The organism is Mesorhizobium sp. URHB0026 (genome assembly GCF_054059755.1).
Map to the genome: position 1 here is coordinate 67,079 of NZ_JBSSCN010000001.1, position 21,352 is coordinate 88,430.

22 protein-coding genes and 1 pseudogene are annotated in these 21,352 nt (G+C 63.3%); 9 read left to right on the forward strand and 14 right to left on the reverse strand.

What is annotated here, in order from left to right; translation table 11 throughout:
- Positions 1-6 precede the first annotated feature (6 nt).
- Together ACVWWD_RS00335 and ACVWWD_RS00340 are read right to left on the reverse strand one after the other, a co-directional pair.
- Positions 7-303 carry an HlyU family transcriptional regulator gene (locus ACVWWD_RS00335; protein ID WP_023770142.1) on the reverse strand — a complete coding sequence of 99 codons (297 nt, stop codon included), beginning with the start codon at positions 301-303 and terminating at the stop codon, positions 7-9.
- 44 nt (positions 304-347) lie between these two features.
- The gene (locus ACVWWD_RS00340) at positions 348-989 is read right to left on the reverse strand and encodes a TetR/AcrR family transcriptional regulator (RefSeq protein WP_023770143.1); all 642 of its coding nucleotides are present in this window, start codon (positions 987-989) and stop codon (positions 348-350) included.
- A gap of 177 nt (positions 990-1,166) precedes the next feature.
- On the opposite strand from ACVWWD_RS00340, the gene ACVWWD_RS00345 reads away from it, so the two are divergent.
- Both ACVWWD_RS00345 and ACVWWD_RS00350 read left to right on the forward strand, forming a co-directional pair.
- Positions 1,167-1,844, forward strand: a complete 678-nt coding sequence (locus tag ACVWWD_RS00345) for a PspA/IM30 family protein (RefSeq protein ID WP_352546471.1) — start codon at positions 1,167-1,169, stop codon at positions 1,842-1,844.
- Positions 1,845-1,908: 64 nt separating this feature from the next.
- The gene (locus tag ACVWWD_RS00350) at positions 1,909-2,169 is read left to right on the forward strand and encodes a YiaA/YiaB family inner membrane protein (protein WP_023770145.1); all 261 of its coding nucleotides are present in this window, start codon (positions 1,909-1,911) and stop codon (positions 2,167-2,169) included.
- Between the two features lie 69 nt (positions 2,170-2,238).
- Here the strand turns inward: ACVWWD_RS00350 and ACVWWD_RS00355 are convergent, their stop codons facing one another.
- The 7 genes from ACVWWD_RS00355 to ACVWWD_RS00385 form a co-directional block, all read right to left on the reverse strand.
- The gene (locus ACVWWD_RS00355; RefSeq protein ID WP_352546470.1) at positions 2,239-2,937 is read right to left on the reverse strand and encodes a PadR family transcriptional regulator; all 699 of its coding nucleotides are present in this window, start codon (positions 2,935-2,937) and stop codon (positions 2,239-2,241) included.
- Between the two features lie 145 nt (positions 2,938-3,082).
- The gene (locus tag ACVWWD_RS00360; RefSeq protein WP_023770147.1) at positions 3,083-3,451 is read right to left on the reverse strand and encodes a thiol-disulfide oxidoreductase DCC family protein; all 369 of its coding nucleotides are present in this window, start codon (positions 3,449-3,451) and stop codon (positions 3,083-3,085) included.
- Between the two features lie 19 nt (positions 3,452-3,470).
- Complete coding sequence (locus tag ACVWWD_RS00365) at positions 3,471-3,740, reverse strand: putative hemolysin (protein ID WP_023794255.1); 270 nt, start codon at positions 3,738-3,740, stop codon at positions 3,471-3,473.
- A 110-nt stretch (positions 3,741-3,850) separates the two neighbouring features.
- Positions 3,851-4,144 carry a GYD domain-containing protein gene (locus ACVWWD_RS00370; protein ID WP_023770149.1) on the reverse strand — a complete coding sequence of 98 codons (294 nt, stop codon included), beginning with the start codon at positions 4,142-4,144 and terminating at the stop codon, positions 3,851-3,853.
- 209 nt (positions 4,145-4,353) lie between these two features.
- Complete coding sequence (rpoD, locus tag ACVWWD_RS00375; RefSeq protein WP_023781522.1) at positions 4,354-6,378, reverse strand: RNA polymerase sigma factor RpoD; 2,025 nt, start codon at positions 6,376-6,378, stop codon at positions 4,354-4,356.
- A gap of 426 nt (positions 6,379-6,804) precedes the next feature.
- Positions 6,805-8,739 carry a DNA primase gene (gene dnaG, locus ACVWWD_RS00380; protein WP_352546468.1) on the reverse strand — a complete coding sequence of 645 codons (1,935 nt, stop codon included), beginning with the start codon at positions 8,737-8,739 and terminating at the stop codon, positions 6,805-6,807.
- A gap of 143 nt (positions 8,740-8,882) precedes the next feature.
- Entirely contained in the window at positions 8,883-9,251 is a 369-nt protein-coding gene (locus ACVWWD_RS00385) for an RcnB family protein (protein ID WP_352546467.1), read from the reverse strand.
- A gap of 378 nt (positions 9,252-9,629) precedes the next feature.
- Here ACVWWD_RS00385 and ACVWWD_RS00390 point away from each other — a divergent pair, with 378 nt between their 5' ends.
- From ACVWWD_RS00390 to ACVWWD_RS00405, 4 genes and pseudogenes are all read left to right on the forward strand, one after another.
- Positions 9,630-11,294: a Na/Pi cotransporter family protein gene (locus tag ACVWWD_RS00390; RefSeq protein ID WP_023781520.1), complete on the forward strand. Its 1,665-nt coding sequence runs from the start codon at positions 9,630-9,632 to the stop codon at positions 11,292-11,294.
- A 130-nt stretch (positions 11,295-11,424) separates the two neighbouring features.
- Positions 11,425-11,634: a DUF2061 domain-containing protein gene (locus ACVWWD_RS00395; RefSeq protein WP_023770153.1), complete on the forward strand. Its 210-nt coding sequence runs from the start codon at positions 11,425-11,427 to the stop codon at positions 11,632-11,634.
- A gap of 113 nt (positions 11,635-11,747) precedes the next feature.
- The gene (locus tag ACVWWD_RS00400) at positions 11,748-12,932 is read left to right on the forward strand and encodes an MFS transporter (protein ID WP_352546466.1); all 1,185 of its coding nucleotides are present in this window, start codon (positions 11,748-11,750) and stop codon (positions 12,930-12,932) included.
- Between the two features lie 67 nt (positions 12,933-12,999).
- Positions 13,000-13,156, forward strand: a pseudogene (locus ACVWWD_RS00405) (P1 family peptidase); the annotation flags it as partial.
- 87 nt (positions 13,157-13,243) lie between these two features.
- Here ACVWWD_RS00405 and ACVWWD_RS00410 read toward each other — a convergent pair.
- Positions 13,244-13,801: a GNAT family N-acetyltransferase gene (locus ACVWWD_RS00410; RefSeq protein WP_352546465.1), complete on the reverse strand. Its 558-nt coding sequence runs from the start codon at positions 13,799-13,801 to the stop codon at positions 13,244-13,246.
- 52 nt (positions 13,802-13,853) lie between these two features.
- Entirely contained in the window at positions 13,854-14,564 is a 711-nt protein-coding gene (locus tag ACVWWD_RS00415) for a DNA helicase (RefSeq protein WP_023770156.1), read from the reverse strand.
- A gap of 378 nt (positions 14,565-14,942) precedes the next feature.
- Between ACVWWD_RS00415 and ACVWWD_RS00420 the strand changes: the two genes are divergently transcribed.
- Positions 14,943-15,926 carry a hypothetical protein gene (locus ACVWWD_RS00420; RefSeq protein ID WP_457102858.1) on the forward strand — a complete coding sequence of 328 codons (984 nt, stop codon included), beginning with the start codon at positions 14,943-14,945 and terminating at the stop codon, positions 15,924-15,926.
- 27 nt (positions 15,927-15,953) lie between these two features.
- On the opposite strand, the gene ACVWWD_RS00425 is transcribed toward ACVWWD_RS00420, so the two are convergent.
- Positions 15,954-16,745 carry an alpha/beta fold hydrolase gene (locus ACVWWD_RS00425; RefSeq protein WP_023794237.1) on the reverse strand — a complete coding sequence of 264 codons (792 nt, stop codon included), beginning with the start codon at positions 16,743-16,745 and terminating at the stop codon, positions 15,954-15,956.
- 99 nt (positions 16,746-16,844) lie between these two features.
- Between ACVWWD_RS00425 and ACVWWD_RS00430 the strand changes: the two genes are divergently transcribed.
- A complete protein-coding gene (locus tag ACVWWD_RS00430) occupies positions 16,845-17,762 on the forward strand; it encodes a LysR family transcriptional regulator (RefSeq protein ID WP_352546463.1) in 918 nt (305 codons plus the stop codon).
- Between the two features lie 64 nt (positions 17,763-17,826).
- On the opposite strand, the gene ACVWWD_RS00435 is transcribed toward ACVWWD_RS00430, so the two are convergent.
- Complete coding sequence (locus ACVWWD_RS00435; protein WP_352546462.1) at positions 17,827-18,276, reverse strand: GatB/YqeY domain-containing protein; 450 nt, start codon at positions 18,274-18,276, stop codon at positions 17,827-17,829.
- 274 nt (positions 18,277-18,550) lie between these two features.
- Here ACVWWD_RS00435 and carA point away from each other — a divergent pair, with 274 nt between their 5' ends.
- Positions 18,551-19,768: a glutamine-hydrolyzing carbamoyl-phosphate synthase small subunit gene (gene carA / locus ACVWWD_RS00440; protein WP_031251996.1), complete on the forward strand. Its 1,218-nt coding sequence runs from the start codon at positions 18,551-18,553 to the stop codon at positions 19,766-19,768.
- Between the two features lie 220 nt (positions 19,769-19,988).
- Here the strand turns inward: carA and ACVWWD_RS00445 are convergent, their stop codons facing one another.
- Positions 19,989-21,254 carry a TCR/Tet family MFS transporter gene (locus tag ACVWWD_RS00445; protein WP_352546460.1) on the reverse strand — a complete coding sequence of 422 codons (1,266 nt, stop codon included), beginning with the start codon at positions 21,252-21,254 and terminating at the stop codon, positions 19,989-19,991.
- Between the last annotated feature and the right edge of the window lie 98 nt (positions 21,255-21,352).

Sequence of the window (21,352 nt, forward strand, 5' to 3'; positions counted from 1 at the left end):
CCTGTCCTAGCCGAAGATCCGCTCACCCTGTTCGTCGACGAGTTGGATGCCTTTCTTGATCGAGATATCGACGGCGTCGTCCAGCCCGGCGAAACGGTCGGCACGGATGAACCTGTGCTCCTTCACAACGCCGTCGATCTCCTTGGAGACGACGCCGCAGGTCTGGTACTGGCCATCAGCCTTGTAGGGCGTGGCGCTGATCGTGAAACCCTTGTGCTCGACCTGCTTGGCGGGCGCGGCATTTCCAGGCTCGGCCGCTTCGCCCCCACCGCCGCCGCCGAAAAGACGTTTCAGAAAAGACATAGCCCAAATCTCCTTGTCGCCAGCGATCGCGGTTCGCGCGCGATTCACGACGTTATCCCTCCAGCATGCGCGAATGTGCCGCCGCGTTCCAGTCCCCTGATGAAGACGGAGACCAGGAGTTCGATCTGCTGGCTGATCTCATCGGCCTGGCGGCGGTCGGACCTCGCCGCATAGCCGCTGGTGACGATGCCATGCACACTTGACCAGAGGGTTCGCGCGGCGATCCGGCGCGTGTCCTCGTCGAGATCGAAGCCGCCATCGGCAAGCACGCTGGCGATGATCTCGAACAACTGGTCGAGCCGCGCCTCGTAGACATCGGGCTCGGTCAGCACCGGACGCCGTCTGTTGAAGGCAAGCAGCGCCGGCCAACTGCCGGGGTGCGCCTCGACGAAACGAACATAAGCGCCGGCCAGTGCCATCAACCGTTGGCGCACGTCGGTGATGCCGCGCCTGGCAAGTTCGGCCATCGCCACGGCGCCCGCGCCCCCCAATCGGTCGAGCAGGCGCATGTTGACGGCGCGGTGCACCCCGTCCAGATCGGAAAACAGGTTGTAGACCGAGCCGACCGAGATGCCCGCCTGTTCGGCAATGGTCCTGGCCTTCAGATTGTCCATGCCGCCTTCGTTGAGCAGCGCTTCGGCAATAGCCAGCACCCGCTCGCCGGTCTCTTCCTTGTCGAGTGCCATGCTTTTCCTTCTGATGAGCGCGCCTTGCAAATGACCCGCCATTTCCCGACCCGATCCCGCTCGTTTACCATATCCGGGATATCGTGAACAGCGTTCAAAACAATCTTGAACAATGTTCATTTCGTGCTATATTGACTTAGTGAACATCGTTCACCCAACGTCCAAGGGAGAAGAACCATGCTTGCCCTGATCAGAACACTGCTCGACGGCGCCAGCGCACGGGCCGAGGACGGCCTGAGGGATCGCTTCGCCATCGACCTTTTGGCGCAGCGCATCCGCGACGCGGAGGCGGGTCTTGCCGCTGCCAAGCAGACGCTTGCATCCCTGATCGTGCGCCAGCGTGCCGAACAGGCTAGCCTCGACCAGCTCGACCGCCGCCATGCCGACCTGGAGACCCGCACGGTCAGCGCACTGACCGCTGGCATCAATGGCCTGGCAGAAACCGGGGCCGCGGCCATCGCCGAACTGGAGAATGAACGCGAGGTCCGCCGCGCCACGGTGCAAAGCCTTGGCGAAAAGACCTTGCGGATGCGCGTTTCAGTGGAGCGGGCGCACCGCCGCATCATCGACCTCAACCAGGGCATGATCTCGGCCAGGGCCATCGATGCCGAGCGCAAGGCGCAGTCACGCCTAGTCAGGTCGATCGGCCATTCGTCGAGCCTCAACGACGCCGAGGAGCTTCTGGCCCGCATAAAGGGAGCCAGCGATCCCTTCGAGGAGGCCGGCATTCTCGACGAGATCGACGGCGAGCTTCGTCATGATGCGATCCGCGACCGCCTTGCCGACGCCGGCCACGGACCGGCGGTGAAGGTGCGCACCAGGGACGTGCTCGAGCGCCTGAAGACCATCAACTGAAAACCAGCCTTCGCGGACCTGACTTCCATCAAATCCAATATCATCGAAGCAACGGAGAAATTGAATGAACGCCAATCAGACCTACATCATGTTCAACACTATCTCGGTCGGCGCAGCCTATTTCATGCTCGGGCTGTCGCTGTGGCTGGCACCGGTCGACCTGTCGACCAAAGGCTACTGGGCCATGGGCATCCTGCTCTTGACCGGCAGCTTGGTGAACCTGGTCAAGTACCGCACCGACGAACGCATTTCCGCCGAGACCACCGCCAAGATCGAGAAGGCCCGCAACGAGAAGCTGATCAGCGAATATGTCGGCAAGGAATGATGCATCGCGGCGTTGCTGACGAAAAAAGCCCGGGAGACCGGGCTTTTTTGTACGTTTCATCCGACGGGATCAGCGGTGCGACAGCGCTTCCAACGCTTCGGCGGCGGCTTCCAGAATGGCAATCGCCTCGGCCTGCTTTTCGGCCGGGGCATCGACGATCTCGCCGAGTGCCGCGCGTAGCCGGTGGCGGATGGCGCGGAATTCGTCGCGCGTTTCGGAGCGCTCGCCACGGCCACCCCGGCCGCCGCGACGATCCTCGCCGTCGTCGTTCCAGCCGAACCAGTCGCGCGCCTTGGCCATCTTGCGGCCGAAGCGCTCGAGATGATCGAGCACGCCGTCGATCATCTCGCGATTGTCGGCCAGATGCGCCTGCCCGGCCTCGGTGATCGAGAACACCTTCTTGTTGCCTTCGCTTGACGACACGGCATAGCCGGCCTCTTCCAGGAAGGTCAGCGTCGGGTAGACCACGCCCGGGCTCGGGCTGTAGATGCCGCTGGTGCGCTCTTCCAGCGCCTTGATGATGTCATAGCCGTGGCGCGGCGCCTCGGCCAGCAGCGACAGCGTGATCAGCTTGAGGTCGCCATCGGCCAGCATGCGCCCGGCGCGAAAGAAGTCGCCAGGTCCACCGCGACCGCCGCCGCCCCTGCCCCCGAACGGGCCGAAGCCGCCGCCCCCTCTGCCACCGAACTTGCCGGCCATGTGCATGAACATGCGCTCGCCGAAATGATGACGGTCGGAATGATTGTGCCCAAAATTGTGCTTGTGCATTGATTGCTCCTTGAGTTCTATCTCACGATATATCTTAACTAGGCGCACCCAAGCGATGAGTCAAGATATATCTTACGATCTATCTTTAGCCAATCGGTTGCGTCGAGCCATCAGGCGCGGCAGGAATGGGTGGTGTGTGAATGGACTACCAGCGGCCCTTGCGCCGATTCCAGCCGTAGAGCAGATCGGCGAAGCGATCGTAGGCAGCGCGGGTCGGCGGCAGCATGAGCCGATTGCCGAACAGGCGCGCCAGCCATCCCTCGCCAGGCGTTATCAGCCAGACCGCGATCGCCACGTCCGCACCGACCAGCAGTCGGCCATCCGCATCGGTGGCATGCAACCGGCGGCGGATGGCCTCCAGCGAGACGCCATGCGACGACAACGCATCCGGCTCCAGGTTGATGTCGCGGAATTCGATCCGACCGGCCTTGACCGCCTCGATCAGCCGCCGCTTCTGCCGACCGATGCCGGCATCGCAGACGGGGCAGCGCGTGTTGTACCAGACGGTCAGCACGGCGTGGTTCTGCCATCAGTCACTTGGCGTGCATGGCCGCCTTGGGCCCGACGCATTTGTTGTCGCGAAACAGTGCCCACTCCTCGCAAAGGCGACCGTTGGGCAGCCGGCAAAACCCGTATTCGTTACCGGCCCTGTCTTTCCTGACCGCGAAGCGGCCACCGATCGCGCCGCAATGGGCCGAGGCGGGGTTGGCAATGCCGACCGATTTTCGCGCGGCGGCACCGGCGTCGATCGGCATCAACGACACCAAGGCAAGGCTGGCGGCCAATATCGAGACTTTCTTCATCGCGATCTCCCAGGAGTGGCCGCAATCTATCACGGCGAACCGCCCTGTCTTGCTCCAAGGCGTCCCGCCGCAACCTGATAGTCGATTTCCAGAAACCCGGCCGCCTTTCTTCATTCAAGCGACGAGACGATCTCGCGGTAAGCGAACTCCGGGAAAGCCTTCAGTGTCCGTGACTTGAGGCTTCCGCCCGCGGCCAGCATCAGGGCGAAACGCGCCAGCACCGCATCGTCCGGCGCCTCGACCACCGCCACCATGTCGAATTCGCCCATGGTCAGATAGAAGGACTTGAACGATCCTCCCATCTCGCCCAATTGCTTCTTGGCGGCATCGAGGCGCTTGGGCGAGTCGCGCACATTCTTGGCGCCGTGCTCGGTCCAGTTCATCAGCATGATATAGGTCGTCATGGTAGGCCTCTCTCCGGGGCCCACGGAGCACGGCGCTCAAGCCATGGACTTGTCGACATGGCCTCGACCGGGGCGGGCTTCCGGGGTTGTCGCCCAGAAATGCATCCGACGCGAAATTATCCTCCCTAACGGCGGGGGCCGCAAGGGCGAATACCGCCACGAAAAAGGGCGCCAGTAGCGCCCTTGATCTTCAACAGGAATGGCAGGTCTCAGCTATCGAGGAAGCTGCGTAGCTTGCGGCTCCGGCTCGGGTGCTTGAGCTTGCGCAGCGCCTTGGCTTCGATCTGGCGGATACGCTCGCGGGTGACCGAGAACTGCTGGCCGACCTCTTCCAGCGTGTGGTCGGTGTTCATGCCGATGCCGAAGCGCATGCGCAATACGCGCTCCTCGCGCGGGGTCAGCGAGGCCAGGACGCGCGTGGTGGTCTCGCGCAGATTGGCCTGGATCGCCGCATCGATCGGCAGAATCGCCATCTTGTCCTCGATGAAATCGCCCAGATGCGAATCCTCCTCGTCGCCCACAGGGGTTTCGAGCGAGATCGGCTCCTTGGCGATCTTCAAGACCTTGCGCACTTTTTCGAGCGGCATGGCGAGCTTTTCGGCCAGTTCCTCCGGCGTCGGCTCGCGGCCGATCTCGTGCAGCATCTGGCGCGAGGTGCGCACGATCTTGTTGATCGTCTCGATCATGTGCACCGGGATGCGGATGGTGCGCGCCTGGTCGGCGATCGAACGCGTGATCGCTTGCCGGATCCACCATGTCGCGTAGGTCGAGAACTTGTAGCCGCGGCGGTATTCGAATTTGTCGACCGCCTTCATCAGGCCGATATTGCCTTCCTGGATCAGGTCGAGGAACTGCAGGCCGCGATTGGTGTATTTCTTGGCGATCGAGATGACGAGGCGCAGATTGGCCTCGACCATTTCCTTCTTGGCGATCGCGGCTTCGCGCTCGCCCTTCTGCACCTGGTTGACGATTTTCCTGAATTCCAGGATCGAGATCGCCGTTTCGGTGGCCAGGTGCTGGATCTCGGCGCGCAGCTCCTTGATCGCGTCCTTCTCGTTCTTGGTGAATTCCTTCCAGCCGCGCGAGGTCAGGTTGGCGATCGAGCGCGTCCAGTTGGGGTCGAGTTCGGAGCCCTGATATTCCTTGAGGAATTCCTCGCGACGAACGCCATAGCTTTCGGCCAGGCGCAACAGCTTGCCCTCGTTCTGGACCAGGCGCTTGTTGATGTCGTAGAGCTGCTCGACCAGCGCCTCGATGCGCGCGGTGTTGAGCGACAGCGACTTCACCGCCTTGATCAGCTGGTCCTTCAACTCCTTCAGCCGGCGGTCCTGGCTGGGCGACAGCGTGCCGGCGGCGGCCAGACGGTTCTCGACCTGCTGGTCCTGCAGCTTCCTGAGCTTCTTGTAGGTGTCGGCGATGACGTCGAGCGTCTCCATCACCTGCGGGCGGAGTTCCGCTTCCATCGCCGCCAGCGACAGGCTCGCCTCGTCCTCGTCTTCCTCGTCGTCATCGCCGATGCCGCGCGTGTCGGCGCCGACATTGGTGATGTCGTCTTCGTCGTCGCGTCCGCGACGCGACTTTTCGTCGACCTTGGGTGCTTCCTCGACGCGTTCGACCACCGGCGCCTGCTTGGCTTCGGGGCCGGCATAGGTGGCTTCGAGGTCGATTATCTCGCGCAGCAGGATCTTGGATTCGTTGAGCTCGTCGCGCCAGATGATGATGGCCTGGAAGGTCAGCGGGCTTTCACACAGGCCCGCGATCATCGTCTCACGCCCGGCCTCGATGCGCTTGGCAATGGCGATTTCGCCTTCGCGCGACAGAAGCTCGACCGAGCCCATCTCGCGCAAATACATGCGCACCGGATCGTCGGTGCGGTCGGTCGGCTCTTTCTTGGTGGTGGTGGCGGCGACCGCGGTGCCGGTCTGCTCGGCCAGCTCGTTGGCGTCTTCCTCGGCATCGGCGGCGGTGTCGCCAGCCTCGGCCTCTTCGCCCTGTTCGTCATCCTCGACGACGTTGATGCCCATGTCGGACAGCATCGCCATTGTGTCCTCGATCTGCTCGGAGGTCACTTCCTCGGAAGGCAGCACCGAATTCAGCTCGTCCATGGTGACATAGCCGCGCTTCTTGGCGGCCTTGATCATCTTCTTGACAGCATCATCGGAAAGGTCGAGCAGAGGCCCATCGGTGGCGCCTTCGCGTTCGGTCTCGACCTCTTCCTTTTCCTTTGTCGCCATAGTCTTTTTCTTCTCCTAGCGGCCGGCCATCGGGGCCGCGTAAGCTGTCGGACCAGTCAAATCGGATACGCCCGTTTTCTAAACGCGCCTTACCCGGCCCACAAACTGCATCCACTCTTTTGTTTGGTGCATGCCGTTCCCCAAAACCGGGTTTCACTCTTGGGCGGCATACATTAAGTCCAGATTAACCCTGATATCTGTGGCAGGCGGGCCGCCTGTCCAGTGACCAAGTTACCTTGCATCGCTTGTTTCCCGTCGACGCGGGTGCGGGTTAACGTTTCGAATCGTCCTGATTCCGTCATTCTGTCCGAAGGTCAAGCGCCTCTGGCATGATTCGCATGAAAAAAGCGAATCAATTACCCGACTTAGCGCACCGCGCCCCCAAGGGAAGCGCGGCCACGCCTTCATTCCTGCACTCAGCTGCGCTTAGGCTCGCCCAGCCCTGCCCGACGAAACGCCAAATCCTTCGATCAGCGCTTCCGTCGCTTGTACATCCTGAAACTGCGCCTGAATTTCGATCAGATGGCGGAAATTTTCGTCCGAAGGATCCGCCTCGAGCGCCGCTTCCGCCTGTTTCAGCTCCTTATGTAAGGTGCGCGCGCTGCGCTGCAAGTGCAACGCCTGGTTCAGGGCGTCGCGGGCGTCCTCGAGCGCCGCCGTCTCCAGCGCCGGCCATTGCCGCGCCCGCTTGATCAGTCCGACGGCGCGCTCCCAGATCTCGGCGCAGCCGGCGCGCTCGATCGTCGCCACCACGGCGTGGCGGTCGTTGGCCATGTCATGCGCCATCGCGTCGAGGATGGCGGCATGCAGCCGGGTCAGATCGGAATTGGCGAGATCGAGGAACTCGACATGAGCGAAGTTCTCGTCGATCAGCGCCGGATGGTTGATCAATGCGACGATGATCGTCGCCTCGCGCACCGACATCCCTTCGCTGCCGCGCTTGACCAGCGCCGACTGGCCGAGGCTTTCGGTGATCGCCATGCGGCCGCCGCCAGGCTTGGCGAATTGGCCACCGGGTGCGGCTGCCTTGCCCTGGCCCGGTTTCCAGTCCTGGCGGCCTTGGCGCGCATTGCGCTGGGAGCCGAAGAAGCTCAGCACCCGCTCGCGCATTTCCTGCTGGTAGTGGTAGCGCGTGCTTTCGTCGCGGATGCGGCTGCTGAGTTCCCGCAGCGTCTGTCCCAATTCCGCCCGCCGCTCCGGCGTGTCGAAGACGCCGCCCGCCGTCTCACGCATCCACAGAAGGTCGACCAGCGGCCGCGCATCGGCCAGCACGGCGCGGAAGGCGTCCGGCCCCTCGGCCTTGACCAGGTCATCGGGATCCTTGCCTTCCGGCAGCAGCGCGAAGCGCGCCGAGCGTCCGGCCTGTACTGACGGAAGCGCCATGTCGGCGGCCCGCCATGCCGCCTTCAGCCCGGCCTTGTCGCCGTCGAAGCACAGCATCGGCTCCGGCGCCATGCGCCACAACAATTCGAGCTGGTTTTCGGTAAGCGCGGTACCGAGCGGCGCCACGACATTCTCGAAGCCGGCCTGCGCCAGCGCAATCACGTCCATGTAGCCCTCGACGGCGATGACAGTACCGCCTTTCGCCAATGCTTTGCGGGCGCGGGCGAAATTGTAGAGCACATTGCCCTTGTGGAAGAGCTCGGTGTCGGGCGAATTCATGTATTTGGCGAGCGCATCGGGCGCCAGCGCGCGGCCCCCGAAGGCGATGATCTTGCCGCGCGAATCCGGGATTGGAAATATGATGCGATCGCGGAACCAGTCATAGGAGACCGGGATATCGTCGCCATGGCGCACCAGCCCACAGGCCTCGATATCGGCCTTCGGCACGCCCTTGGCCGCCAGATGCTCCTTCAGCGCGTTGCGGCTGTCGGGCGCGAAGCCGAGGCGGAACGACTGCTGTGTCGCCGGTGTCAGCCCACGGTCGCGCAGATAGGCACGGGCTTTGGCGCCTTCAGGCCCTTGCAGGCGCTCCTGGAAGAAGACGGTCGCCATTTCCAGGACATCGGTCAGGCTGGCGCGTTCCTTCTCGCGCCGCTCTTCCTGCGCATCGCGAACCGGCATCGGCACGCCGGCCATGTCGGCGATCTTCTCGACCGCCTCGGGAAAGCTCAATCCCTCGAGTTCGGTGAGGAACTTGAAATGGTCGCCCGAGACCGAGCAGCCGAAACAGTGGTAACGCCCCTTCTTGTCCTCGCAGTGGAAAGACGGGCTCTTTTCGCCATGAAACGGGCAGCACGCCCAATAATCGCCACGCGAGGCATTGGTCTTCTTGCGATCCCACGCGACGCGCTGGCCGATAACCGATGAAATCGGCACGCGGTCGCGGATCTCGTCGAGAAAGGCGGGCGGAAAGCGCATTGAGGGAACTCGTTTCCCCACCATATAATCATGCGCGCGATCTCAGACGACCCCTAATGCGGACCATGCCCGGTTTCCACAGGCCAGATAGAAAGGCGGCCATTGCGGACCGCCTTTCTTTTCAGTCCGACACCAGTCGGAACTTACTGCGCGGCCAACGCGCCGAAGATGACGCCGGAGAGGATGCCGACCAGCACATAGTCGTTGCCAACGCGGATCCACTCCTGGCCGCGGCCGGGACGGCGCAGGCCATAGCGGCCATAGTCGCGGATCGGCCGGTGCTGCCTCCAGCCAAAATATTTCTGGCCATTGCGCCAGTTGTTCCGCTTCACCACGACCTTCTTCTTGAAGACACGCATTTTCATATCCCGGTGGCCGCCGGGCTTCTGCCAGTCGACCTTGGTGTAGTTCGACCGCGGCGCGACCGGAGCGTTCATCGGCGCTGCCTGGCCGGTGAGCGAGGTGGCGGCCAGCATCGAGAAAGCCAGAGCGGAAAGAACAATGCGTTTCATTGGAAGTCTCCTTGGTTGTCGATGCCAGAGGAATAGCGGCCAGGGGATGAACCGAAACTGAACGCCGGCATTACAATCACGTAATGAATCCAGCTGCTTAGTCCGAAGATCTGAACATCATCGCAAGGAGCGGCGCCAACGCCCTCGCAGGTCCGGCCGATCGACGGCTCAAGCTCGTGCAACCATTTGCGGGCCCGTCCATTTCCGACACTGGCTGTCGCCTCGCGGCGACCCCTTGAAATCGACAAATTTTTATTATCCGGCTAAAATATTACGGCTATATTCCAAGGCTGCCATGACCATGATTCGTACCCTCGCCTTAGCCACCGGTCGCCATGCTGCCCGCCGCGCGCGCCATGCCGGCATGCAGGCGCCGCGGTGAGCGGCTCGGTCGTCCTTCTGCATCTGGCCGGCGCCGTGGCGCTGATGCTGTTTGCCACCCGCATGGTCAAGACCGGCGTCGAGCGAGCCTATGGCGACGTGCTGCGTCATCGCCTGCGCGCCACCATGCGCAATCCGATCATGGCGGTGCTGGCCGGCACCGGCCTCGCCATCGCACTGCAGAGCTCCACCGCGGTCACCTTGCTGGTCGGCTCCTTCGCTGGTTCCGGCATTGTTTCGGGCGCCGCCGGCCAATTGGCCGTGCGCGGCGCCGAGATCGGCTCGGCCCTGGTGGTCAAGCTGCTCACCTTCGACCTGACCTTGCTGGTGCCGCTCTGCCTGATCACCGGCACGGTGATGTTCATGGCCACCGAGCGGCGCGACTGGCGCCAGACCGGCCGCATCCTGGTCGGCATCGGTCTCCTGATCCTGTCGCTGGAGATGATCGGCCAGGCCTCGGAGCCGCTGCGCAACAGCCAGCTCATGCCGGTCATCATCAACTACTTCTCCAGCGATTCCATCACCGCCTATCTGCTGGCCGCGCTGATCACCTGGCTGTTCCAGTCCAGCATCGCGGCGGTTCTCTTGATGGCGACGCTTGCCGGCCGCGGCCTGATCAGCCCGGAACTGGGCGTCGTTCTTATCCTGGGCGTTAATCTCGGCTCGTCCATCATCGCGCCGATGCTGACCCGCTCGGCTGGCCCCGAAGTTCGCGTCGTGCCGATCGGCAATCTCCTGATGCGCGGGCTGGGCTCGCTGGTCATGCTGATCCTGTTCATGATCTTCCGGCCGCATGTGGGCTTCCTCGGAGCCACGGCGGCGAGCCAGATCGTCAACGCTCACATCCTGTTCAACGTGATCATCCTGCTCGCCGGCCTGCCGCTGGCCGGTTTCGTCTATCGTGCGTCCGAGAAAATCGTGGCGCTCGGTACCAAGGCGGCGCCGGCCGCTGCGCTCGACGTCGTCGAGCTTTCCGCGCTCAACGAAAGCGCGCTCGATGTGCCGAGCCAGGCCCTTGCCAACGCCACACGCGAGGTGGTGCGGGTCTGCGAGACTGTCGAGATCATGCTGAAACGCATCATCGAGCTCTATGAGAGCGCTGACTCCGACAAGATCAAGGCGCTGGCGGCCCTGGACGACCGTGTCGACCGCAGGCACGCGGCCATAAAGCTCTACCTCGCCAAGGTCACCAGGAATCCGATGACCGAAGACGAGGCGCTGCGTTGCCAGGAGCTGATCGGCGCCTGCGTCAAGCTCGAGCAGGTCGGCGACATAATCGTGCGCAACATGCTGGTGCATGTGAAGAAGAAATTCGACCGCGGGTTGGAATTCACCGACGAAGGCTGGAGCGAATTGTGCGCCTTCCATGGCTCGGTGTTGGCCAATGCCCGGCTCGCCTTCAACGTCCTGGTCTCGCGCGATCCCGAGACCGCGCGCCAACTCGTGCTGGAAAAAGACCGGCTGCGCGACCGCGAGAAGGAAACCAGCGCCAGCCATTTTATGCGGTTGCGCGAAGGCACCGCCAAAAGCGTCGAAACCAGCTCGATCCACCTCGACACCATCCGCGACCTGAAGCAGATCAACTCGCTGCTGGCCTCGATGGCCTACCCGGTTCTGGAAGAGCGCGGCCTGCTCACGGGATCACGGCTGAAGGCGAGCTGACCGGCGGAAGTTTCCCGCAATCGCACCGATTTGGAACACGCTTCCATCATTCGGGAAAGAGCGCCGAACCTAGCCTTTGCTTATCCAGCCATCCGTCGGCTAAGCATCCGTTTCCACCGGGAGGAAATCGATGGATACCCATTCGCGCAGTTTCGCCAAGGCGCTTTCCTGGCGCGTGACCGGCACTATCGATACGATGATCATCTCGCTGGTGGTGACCGGAAGCATCAAGCTTGCGGCCGCGATCGGGGTGACGGAGGTCTTCACCAAGTCGCTGCTCTATTATTTTCATGAGCGTGCATGGCTGAAGATCCGTTACGGACGCAAGTCCGTGACCTGATGGGCTTGCGATCGATCGGTCCCGTCAAGAAAACCTAAACCGGCGACAAAAATTTCTGGATTGCCTGCTACGGCCATCCATGGTTTGAGCCCTGCATTCGGGGGTTCCTTTTCATGTCGCTGCCGCTCATCGCCCTGTTCATCGCCGCCTTCGCTTTCGGCACCACCGAATTCGTCATCGCCGGGGTGCTGCCGCAGGTGGCGCAGGGGCTAGGCGTTTCTGTTCCTTCCGCCGGCTACCTCGTCTCCGGCTATGCCTGCGGCATCGCCATCGGCGGGCCGCTGCTGGCGCTCGCCACCAAGAGCCTGTCGCGCAAGACCTTGCTGCTTGGCCTGGCCGTCATCTTCACCCTCGGCCAGGCGGCCTGCGCGCTGGCACCCGACTTCACCTCGATGCTGTTGCTGCGCATTGCCGTGGCTGTCGCGCATGGCGCCTATTTCGGCGTCGCCATGGTGGTCGCCGTCGGCCTTGTGCGCGAGGATCAGCGCGGCATGGCGGTCGCCGTCATCCTGTCGGGGCTCACCGTCTCCAACGTCATCGGCGTGCCGGCCGGCACCGCCATCGGCAACATCTGGGGCTGGCGCGCGACCTTCTGGGTGATGTGCGCGCTGGGCGTGGCGGCAACGCTCGCCATCGCGGCCTTGCTGCCGCGCACCACCGGATATCAGGCCAGGGCGGCGAGCCTTGCCAGCGAAGTCCGCGTCCTCGCGCGCCAGCAGGTCTGGACTTCCTTGATCCTGATGCTGATGCTGATGCTCGGCCAGTTCTGCCTGTTCACCTACATCACCCCGACGCTGCTGGAGGTCACCGGGCTCGATGAAAACCTGGTGCCCTGGGTGCTGCTGCTCAACGGCGTCGGCGCCACGCTTGGCGTCTTCCTGGGCGGCAAACTGTCCGACTGGAAACTGATGCCGTCGCTGATCACCATGCTTGCCCTGCAGGCGGTGACGCTGGCCATCATCTATGCCGTCAGCCCCTATCCCGTGCCGATGGTCGTCGCGATCATCGTCTGGGGCGGCCTCAACTTCGCCATCGGCACACCGATCCAGACCCGCATCCTGGCCTGGACGGCCGACGCCTCAAACCTCGCCGCCTCGCTCATCCCGTCCGGCTTCAATATCGGCATCGCGCTGGCCGCGTCGCTGGGCGCCGCCATGCTCAATGCCGGCTACGGCTATCGCAGCCTATCGCTTGTTGGCGCCTTTGCGATGGTCGTCGCTGTCATTGTGGCTGTCATCTCCCATTTCTGGGAACGGCGCAGCGACATCAGCCCGCCGGTACCGGCGGCCGCCGGATAACATGGCAACGACAATCGCCGATTTCGGCCTGACCTGCGGCACCTTGCCGGCGGGCACGTAAAACGCGATCACCGATGTGCCTGGCGTGCGGCGGTCACTGCACGTTGCGCGACGGCGACATCAACACCGGCGTGACCGCGATCCTGCCGCATGGCGGAAACCTCTTCCGCAGCAAGGTGACGGCTGCGAACCATGTCATCACCGGCTTCGGCAAGACCGTCGGGCCGACTGGCTGCGCGACCAGCCCGAAAGGCGATAGGCGCGGAAAACGCCATCAGATGGCCGCCGGCGTGGAGTTTCCAAACGGCCTCTTACAAATCGATCCGGAACCGCAGGCTCTCCACCCCGCCATAGGCGGCGTCCTCGAAGAAGCGCTCGACGAGTTTGCCGCCATTGGCCAGGATCACCTTGTGCGAAGCCGGATTGCCGGGCTTGGCGGTGATCTCGACATGGGGCAGGCCGACCGCCCTCGCCTCGTCCAGCATCAGCCGCAACGCTTCGGTGGCGTAGCCGCGCTGCCGCTTCCAGGGCACGACGGCGTAGCCGATATGCCCAAGCACGTGCGAAGGCAGTTCCGCCGTGCCCTTCTGCCAGCGAAAGCCTATCGAGCCCGCCGCCTCGCCGTCCCATATCCAGCGGCGGAAACCCGGCAAACGTGGCACCTGTGTCCCGTCGGGCAAGGCGATGGGCGGCCCCTTGGCCTCGGGATCATCGAGGCTGGCCAGGAACGCCACCGGGTCTTCCTCTATTGCCGCAAGCTGCTCGCGCGTCGCTTCCAGGAGCCGCACATTGTCCGGCGACCAGCCGCGTTCGAGCGCCGCCTTGTAGCTCGGCAGATGTTCAAGCGCCGGTTTGACGATCTCGACCATGATCGATGCCTCCTGAAAAACGCGGCAGGCATAGCCTTGGACAGCAGGGTCCTCAAGCCGCCTGGAAATGGATCTCCCCCTTGTTCAGGAAGCAGGTCTTGCTGAACAGCGACAGGTCGAGCGGATTGGGCAGCCTGATATCGCCGATATCGGGGACCGGTTTTTTCGACAATTCGTACGAACGGTCGACCTGCGCGATGAAGACCAGGATAAGCCCCCTGTCGCGCGCGAATGATCGTAGCCTGCGTATCTGGATCATCAGATCCGGATTTTCCCGCTTCTGGTCGAGCAATTGCAGGTAGTCGATCACCACCAGCGTGCCGGCCCCGGCCTGGGCTAGCCGCGCCACCATGTAGTCGGCCGAGATGACATCGGAATTGTCGAATTCGAACCGACCTTCGAATTGCCGTGGCTCGACCCCGATCGCGCGGAAGCGGTCGAGAATGTCCGCCTGCGTATATTCCAGCGTGAAGAACACGCTGCGCCGGCCGCGCCTCATGGCTTCGACCGCCAGTTCCAGGCTCATCAGTGTCTTGCCCTGGCCCGGCCGAGCGCCGACCAGCAAGAGGTCGCCGGGCGCAAGTTGTGCAAACAAGCTGGCGGCGGGTCCGGTTTTCGCGACCTTCGCCGCAAGCAGGCTCCAGCTCGCAAAACCTTCTTGTGCCGCAATACGATCGAGCGCCTGGTGGAGCGGGATTTTCACCGCGCGGGACAACAGCCTGGCTTGACGCTTCAGATGATAGACGGGCCAAGACAGCCTCATCGCAAAACCTCCTGGTGCGAGCAGTCTTTGCAACCCGTCCTTATGCCTGGTGCTCGAACAGTCGGTGCGGTGATTGGATGGCCCCGCATGAACGATGCTTTCCCGGCGGAGGGAGGAGGCGTGGGCCGCGCCAGAATCAGATCATAGCCCAATCGCGCCGGCTCGAAAATCGGGCGTTCGTAGATATGGAGGCTCCCGCCGCAAGCCTTGACCCGGCATGGCCGCTTATGGATGGTTGCGCGTTGGCCTGGTCTTTTCGCGCCTACTTGCCGGTGCGCTAAACAAGATGTGTTTCGCCTGATGGCGCGCCGCGTTTTATGATCGCCCTCGGGTGATTCCGCGGGGATCACAAACGGCTTCGACAGGAGAATGGGTCCGGTGCGGTTGAGATCTGTCCCGTTGGGCGTCGTTACGTTCCGAGGTCTCCTCGTCGCCGTCATGGCCTTGATGGCATCGGCCCGGTCCTTTGCCGCGCCATCGGCCATTCCGGCCTGGCTGGACGCCCATGTCGGCGATGGCGATGGCCAGATCTCACATGTGGTGCTGGAGCGGGCGCGCGCGCTTTACCTGAAAAAGGTCGCGCAGGGCGTCGTCCGGAACCCCTGCTACTTCGCCATGGACGCCACCCGTCCCGGCGATTTGGGCAATGGCGTGCTCGGGCGCCGCTACTATGTCATATGCGAAGCCAGCCAGTCGTTTCGCGCGATTTCGTCTGGCCACGGCGGCGGCCGCAACCTGAAAGGCACGGTGGACTTCTCCAATGGCAGGCGCTGCGCCAGGAATTTCGGCAATGCCATGGATTCGGAACTGACCGCCGGCGGTCCCTACATGACCCGCGAGGCGAAAACCTCGTTCAAGGGCTATTATCGCATCGGCGCCAAACAGGACGTGGCTTTCCAGCGCACCTTCATCCAGTTCGACGGCGAAGGCGAAGCCGCCAATGCAAGGCAGCGCGTGATCGGCGGCCACGCGGCGCAGGTGCTGCGGGGCATGTGCCTGCGCAAGAGCCCGAGCAGTTCCTATGCCGACCATGACGGCTTCGTGCCGTTCGGCAAGCTGGTGGATTATGCCGGCGGCCGCAGCAATGGGTGCACCAGCTGGTCGCCGGCCGATGCAAGGCAGCTCATCTCGATGGTGAAGGACAACCCGACCACGCTCTATATCTATCCGGAATCGCGCGACATCGCCGCCGTGGCAAACGGCCATTCCCGTTCAGGCACCTACTGGAACGCATCCTGCCTGAAGGAAATCGGCACGCCGAAATTCTGGCCGCGAACAACCCTCGAGCCGGTCATTGACCAGTACAAGAAGGACCATCCGGCGGCGCCGCCGCAGCCGCTGCCGATGTGCAAGGAGCCGTGAGATGGACCCACGGCACCCTGCTCCGGCTCAGTGCAGGAAATCGAGCACGGCCTGCATGAACTCGGTGGGGTATTCCACGTTCGACAGGTGAACCGCGGGAAGCACGACAAGCTTCGCGCCGGGCACCGCGGTCGCGATCAACTCACTATGGCTCGCCGCCGTCACGGTGTCGTGCTGGCCGGCGATCACCAGCGTCGGCCTCGGGATCAACGCGACGGTGCGCCGAAGGTCGGCATCGCGAACCGCCGCGAACAGGCCGGCGAGGCCTTGCCGGTCGATCGCAAGCAACATGGCGCGGAATTTCTCGATGACGGGTTCGTTGGCCGCCACCATGTCGGCCGGGAACCAGTTGTTGAGGAACACTTCGGCGGTTTCCGACATGTCCGGCGCCTGCCGGACGACGGCGATCCGCTCGTCGAAATAGCTTGCCGGGGAGAGGTGAGATGAAGTGTTGCTCAGGATCAGCCGGTCGACCCGTTCGGGCGCGTGGATGCCGAGCCACTGCCCAACGAAACCGCCCAGCGACAGACCGAGGAAATGCACCCGGCCAAGGCCGAGCGCATCGATGAGTTCGATCACGTCGCGGCCAAGCCGGTCCAGCGAATAGGCGCCGACTGGCACGCTCGATCCGCCATGGCCGCGAAAGTCGTAGCGCAGAACGCGGAAATGCCTGGACAGTTCGCCGACCTGGCCATCCCACATGTGCAGCGTCGTGGCGATGGAGTTCGAAAGCACCAGCACCGGTTGCCCGGCGTCACCATCGAGGCGGTAGGCGATGCGCGTGCCGTCGCCGACGGTCACGTAATTCAGCTCATTCATGATAAGATCCTTTTGGAACGTTGAATGAGGCAAAGCGTAGCTGTGGCCGGGATTTGGTGATATTACAAAGATAGAACAATCTCTGTAACCAAAGCTGACATGGCCGAATTCACCTTGCACGACCTCCAGTGCTTCGATGCGGTGATCCGCAGCGGCGGCTTTCAGCCGGCCGCGGCCCTGCTCCATCGCTCGCATCCGGCGGTGTTCGCCGCCGTCGCCAGGCTCGAACGACAGCTCGATCTCGTCCTCCTGGATCGCGGTGGCTATCGCGTGCGGGCGACCGAAGCGGGCCGGTCGTTCCATCGACGGGCGCAATCGCTGCTGCGCGAAATGGAAGGCCTGCACGTCCACGCCGCCCAGCTGTCGATGGGCGAGGAAAGCGATATCCACGTCGTGATCGGCGACCTCTGCCCGCGTCCGCAAATGCTAGGCATGCTCGGACGGTTCTTCTCCCAGTACCCCGGCACGCGGCTGCATCTCCATTTCGAAGCCGTCGGCGGCCCGTGGGAGCGCCTTTTTGACGACAAAACCGATCTCATCCTGCACTGGATCGACAAGGGCGACGTACGGGTTGAATGGATCGATCTCAGCAAGGTGTCGTTCATTCCCGTCGTTGCGCCGGGCTTTCTGCCGGAGCGCGTCGAACAACCGATCACGCTGGAGAAGATGCAGGCATTCACCCAGTGCGTGATGCGCGACACCGCGACGCATTCGCCGCGACAGGACTACTTCGTGGTCGAGGAGGCGCCGCAATGCCTGGTCCCCGATCAGGCCATGAAGAAGGAAATCATCCTGCAAGGGCTCGGCTGGGGCCACCTGCCTCACTTCCTGATCGCGGAAGAGCTGCGCGACGGCCGCCTATTATCCATAGCCGGCAGTCATCTGCCGGGCCGCACCGACGAATTGGTGGTGGCGCGCCGCCGCGACCGGCCGCACGGGCCGATCGCCAATCGCTTGTGGGACCATATCCAGCAGGAAGCACCGGCATTGCGCCGCGCGTTGGAGCCTCCGGTCTAACAGCAAGCCTCCGCTTGACGTCGAGTGGGCCGTGTTGGAAGCCGACGACGCGAGGGTAAAAGCCCTACTGCAACAACCCCTTGACGATGCCGCTGGCCTTGCCGAAATCCATCTGGCCGGCATATTTCTGCTTCAGCGCCGCGATCACCTTGCCCATGTCCTTCTGGCTGGCCGCACCGGTCGCCGCTATCGCCTCGCGCGCCGCCGCCGTGACCGCCGCATCGTCAAGCTGCGTCGGCAGGAAGCCGCGGATGATCTCCATCTCGCCGCGTTCCTGCGCCGCCAGTTCCGGGCGTTTGCCGTCTTCGAACGCCTTGGCCGATTCCTCGCGCTGCTTCACCATCTTGGCCAGGATCTGCAGGATTTCCTCGTCGCTGGCGGGTTCCTTGCCGGCACCGCGATTGGCGATGTCGCGGTCGTGGATGGCGGCCTGGATCAGCCGCAGTGCCGGCAGCCGGTGCTTGTCCTGCGCCTTCATCGCGGTCTTCAGGGATTCGGCGATTTTCGCGCGCATTGCTCTCTCTCCTTCGGTCGGCGCGGACAATAGCGCCGGGGACAGGCCAACGCAAACCAGATATTGTGGATCAAGCCTCTGATATTGCTTGATGAAATAAATCGCGGCCGCATTTCGCATGATCATTGACCGCCCTGTCCCCTTCCCCTATGTACTGGGCCTTGCACGAACTGAAGCTTGGGTGCGTGGAGGCCGCGAATTCGCCGCTTCGCGCCGTTTGCCGCGCCAACGCCCGCAGGGCTATGGAAGCGCGCGGCTTGATAGGAGTGCCGCCATGGCCGAGATGACGCCCGCGCTGACCCCACCTTGGGCCACCGAAAAGCCGACCGCCCTTCTGGTGCTGGCTGACGGCACCGTCATCGAGGGTCGCGGCCTCGGCGCCACCGGCTCGGCGGTCGCCGAGGTTTGCTTCAACACGGCACTTACCGGGTACCAGGAAATCCTCACCGACCCCTCCTATGCCGGCCAGATCGTCACCTTCACCTTCCCGCATATCGGCAATATCGGCACCAATGGCGAGGACATCGAAGACCTCAACCCAGCCGCCCGCGCCGGCGCCGTCGGCGCCGTGTTCAAGGCCGATGTCACCAACCCGTCCAACTATCGCGCCGCCGGCCATCTCGACCAGTGGCTGAAGAGACGCGGCATCGTCGCGCTCTCGGGCATCGACACCCGCGCGCTCACCGCGCTGATCCGCGAAAAGGGCATGCCCAATGCCGTCATCGCGCACGCGCCCGACGGCGTCTTCGACCTCGACGATTTGAAGCGGCGTGCCGCCGCGTGGTCGGGCCTGATCGGGCTCGATCTCGCCAAGGAGGTCACATCGGGGCAGTCTTCTGTCTGGCGCGAGACGCCTTGGGTGTGGAACGAAGGCTTTGGCGAACAGGCCGATCCGTCGCTGCACGTCGTCGCCATCGACTACGGCGTCAAGCGCAACATATTGCGGCTGCTGGCCGGTCTCGGCGCCAAGGTGACCGTGGTTCCGGCCAAGACTGGTGCCGAAGAAATCCTCGCCATGCGGCCCGACGGCATTTTCCTCTCCAACGGCCCCGGCGACCCGGAAGCCACCGGCGACTATGCCGTGCCTGTCATCCAGGACCTGCTCAAGACCGACATTCCGGTGTTCGGCATCTGCCTCGGCCACCAGATGCTGGCGCTGGCGCTGGGCGGCAAGACCGCCAAGATGCATCAGGGCCATCACGGCGCCAACCATCCGGTCAAGGATCACACCACCGGCAAGGTCGAGATCGTCTCGATGAACCACGGCTTTGCCGTCGATGCCGACTCCCTGCCCGCGGGTGTCGAGGAAACCCATGTCTCGCTGTTCGACGGCTCGAATTGCGGCATCGCGCTCACCGGCCGCCCGGTGTTCTCGGTCCAGCATCACCCCGAGGCCTCCCCCGGCCCGCAGGATTCGCACTATCTGTTCCGCCGCTTCGTCAACCTCATCCGGCAAAAGCGCGGCGAGGAATTGCTGGTGGAAAGGGCCTGAGAGGCGTCGCGCCGCCCCTCATCGGAAGTGAGCTTGCCGCAATCTCAGCGCTCTTCTTCCACCGTTGACGATTTGCGAAAGCGGCGATGACTGCGTCTTTCTCCCCGTCACCATACGAGCAAAAAAATGTCCGCCACGACAATGAGGGGCAGTGCAAACGCCCATGGTCCCGCATCGCAAATCCCTCGACCTCACGCCACCGGCCTCACTTGCCTCCGGCTCATAGCTGGGCTCCATCTTCCACGACATTGTTCGTGACAGTCATGACCGTCGCCGGCCTAGCCACCTTGGTGACGAAGACGATGACCGCCAGCACCAGGAAGCATGCACCGACCAGATAGGGCGCGCCACCGAAGGTGACGGGCGCGCTGGGGCCGGTGAACCAGGAAAAGATAGCGGTATAGAGCAGCGGCGTGATGATCGATGTGATCGAAAAGATCGAGGTCATCGCGCCTTGCAATTCGCCTTGCGCCGAAGGGGGAACCTTGGCTGCGGCGAGGCTTCTCAGCGGCGGATCGGCCAGCGCTTCCAGGCAGCCGGCGACGATCACCGCGTAGACCATCCAGCCTTGCGAGGCGAAGGCATAGCCGAAGGCGCTGGCCGCGGTGAACGTCAGGCCGATGACCGCAGTCCTCCACTCGCCGAGCCTTGGGATGACGCGCGGCAGCACCGTGCCCATGATGATGGCGCCGCACAGGCCGAAAGCGCCGAGCGAGAAGCCTATCTGCTGCTCGCTCCAGCCGTAGCGGTAGTTGGAGACGAACGACCACACCGCCGGATACATCATGTGGCCGAGCGTCATCAGGAAGAAGACCAGCCCAATCCAGCCGATGCCCTGATATTGGCGCATCTGCAGAAGCGTGCCGACCGGGTTGGCGCGTTTCCACTCGAAGCGGCGGCGGTGCTTTTCATCGAGCGTTTCAGGCAGGAAGAACATTGCGATGAGGAAGTTCACGAATGCGAGCCCGGCGGCGAAAAAGAACGGCACGCGCGGTCCGAACGTGCCGAGCAATCCGCCTAGCACCGGCCCGATGACGAAGCCGACGCCGAAGGCGATGCCGAGCAGGCCGAAATTCTTCGCCCGGTTCTCGTCGTTCGAAATATCGGCGATGAAGGCCGACGTCGTCGAATAGCTGGCGCCCGAAATGCCGGCCAGGACGCGACCGATGAACAGCATCGGATAGGACCAGGCGATGGCGCAGATCAAATTGTCGATGGAGAAGGTCAGCACCGAGGCGAGCAGGATCGGCCGCCGCCCGAACCGGTCGCTCAGACCGCCCATGATGGGCGCGAAGAAGAACTGCATGGCCGCATAGACGAAGAACAGCCAGCCGCCCTCGATCGCCGCTTCGCTGATGCCGACGCCGGTCAGTTCCCTGAGAAAGGCAGGGAGCACCGGCATGATCATGCCGAAACCGATGATATCGAGCAGCAGCGTGGTGAAAACCAGCGCAAGGCCCCGCTTGGCGGTTTTGGGGTCGATCATGCTGGGTCAAGCTCCTCTGGCCGCCCTGGGGCGCGGGCGGACGCACCTTATAGGCGAGCCTGCGGAAAGGAACAATGCGAGAACAGGCAGGAAGCTTT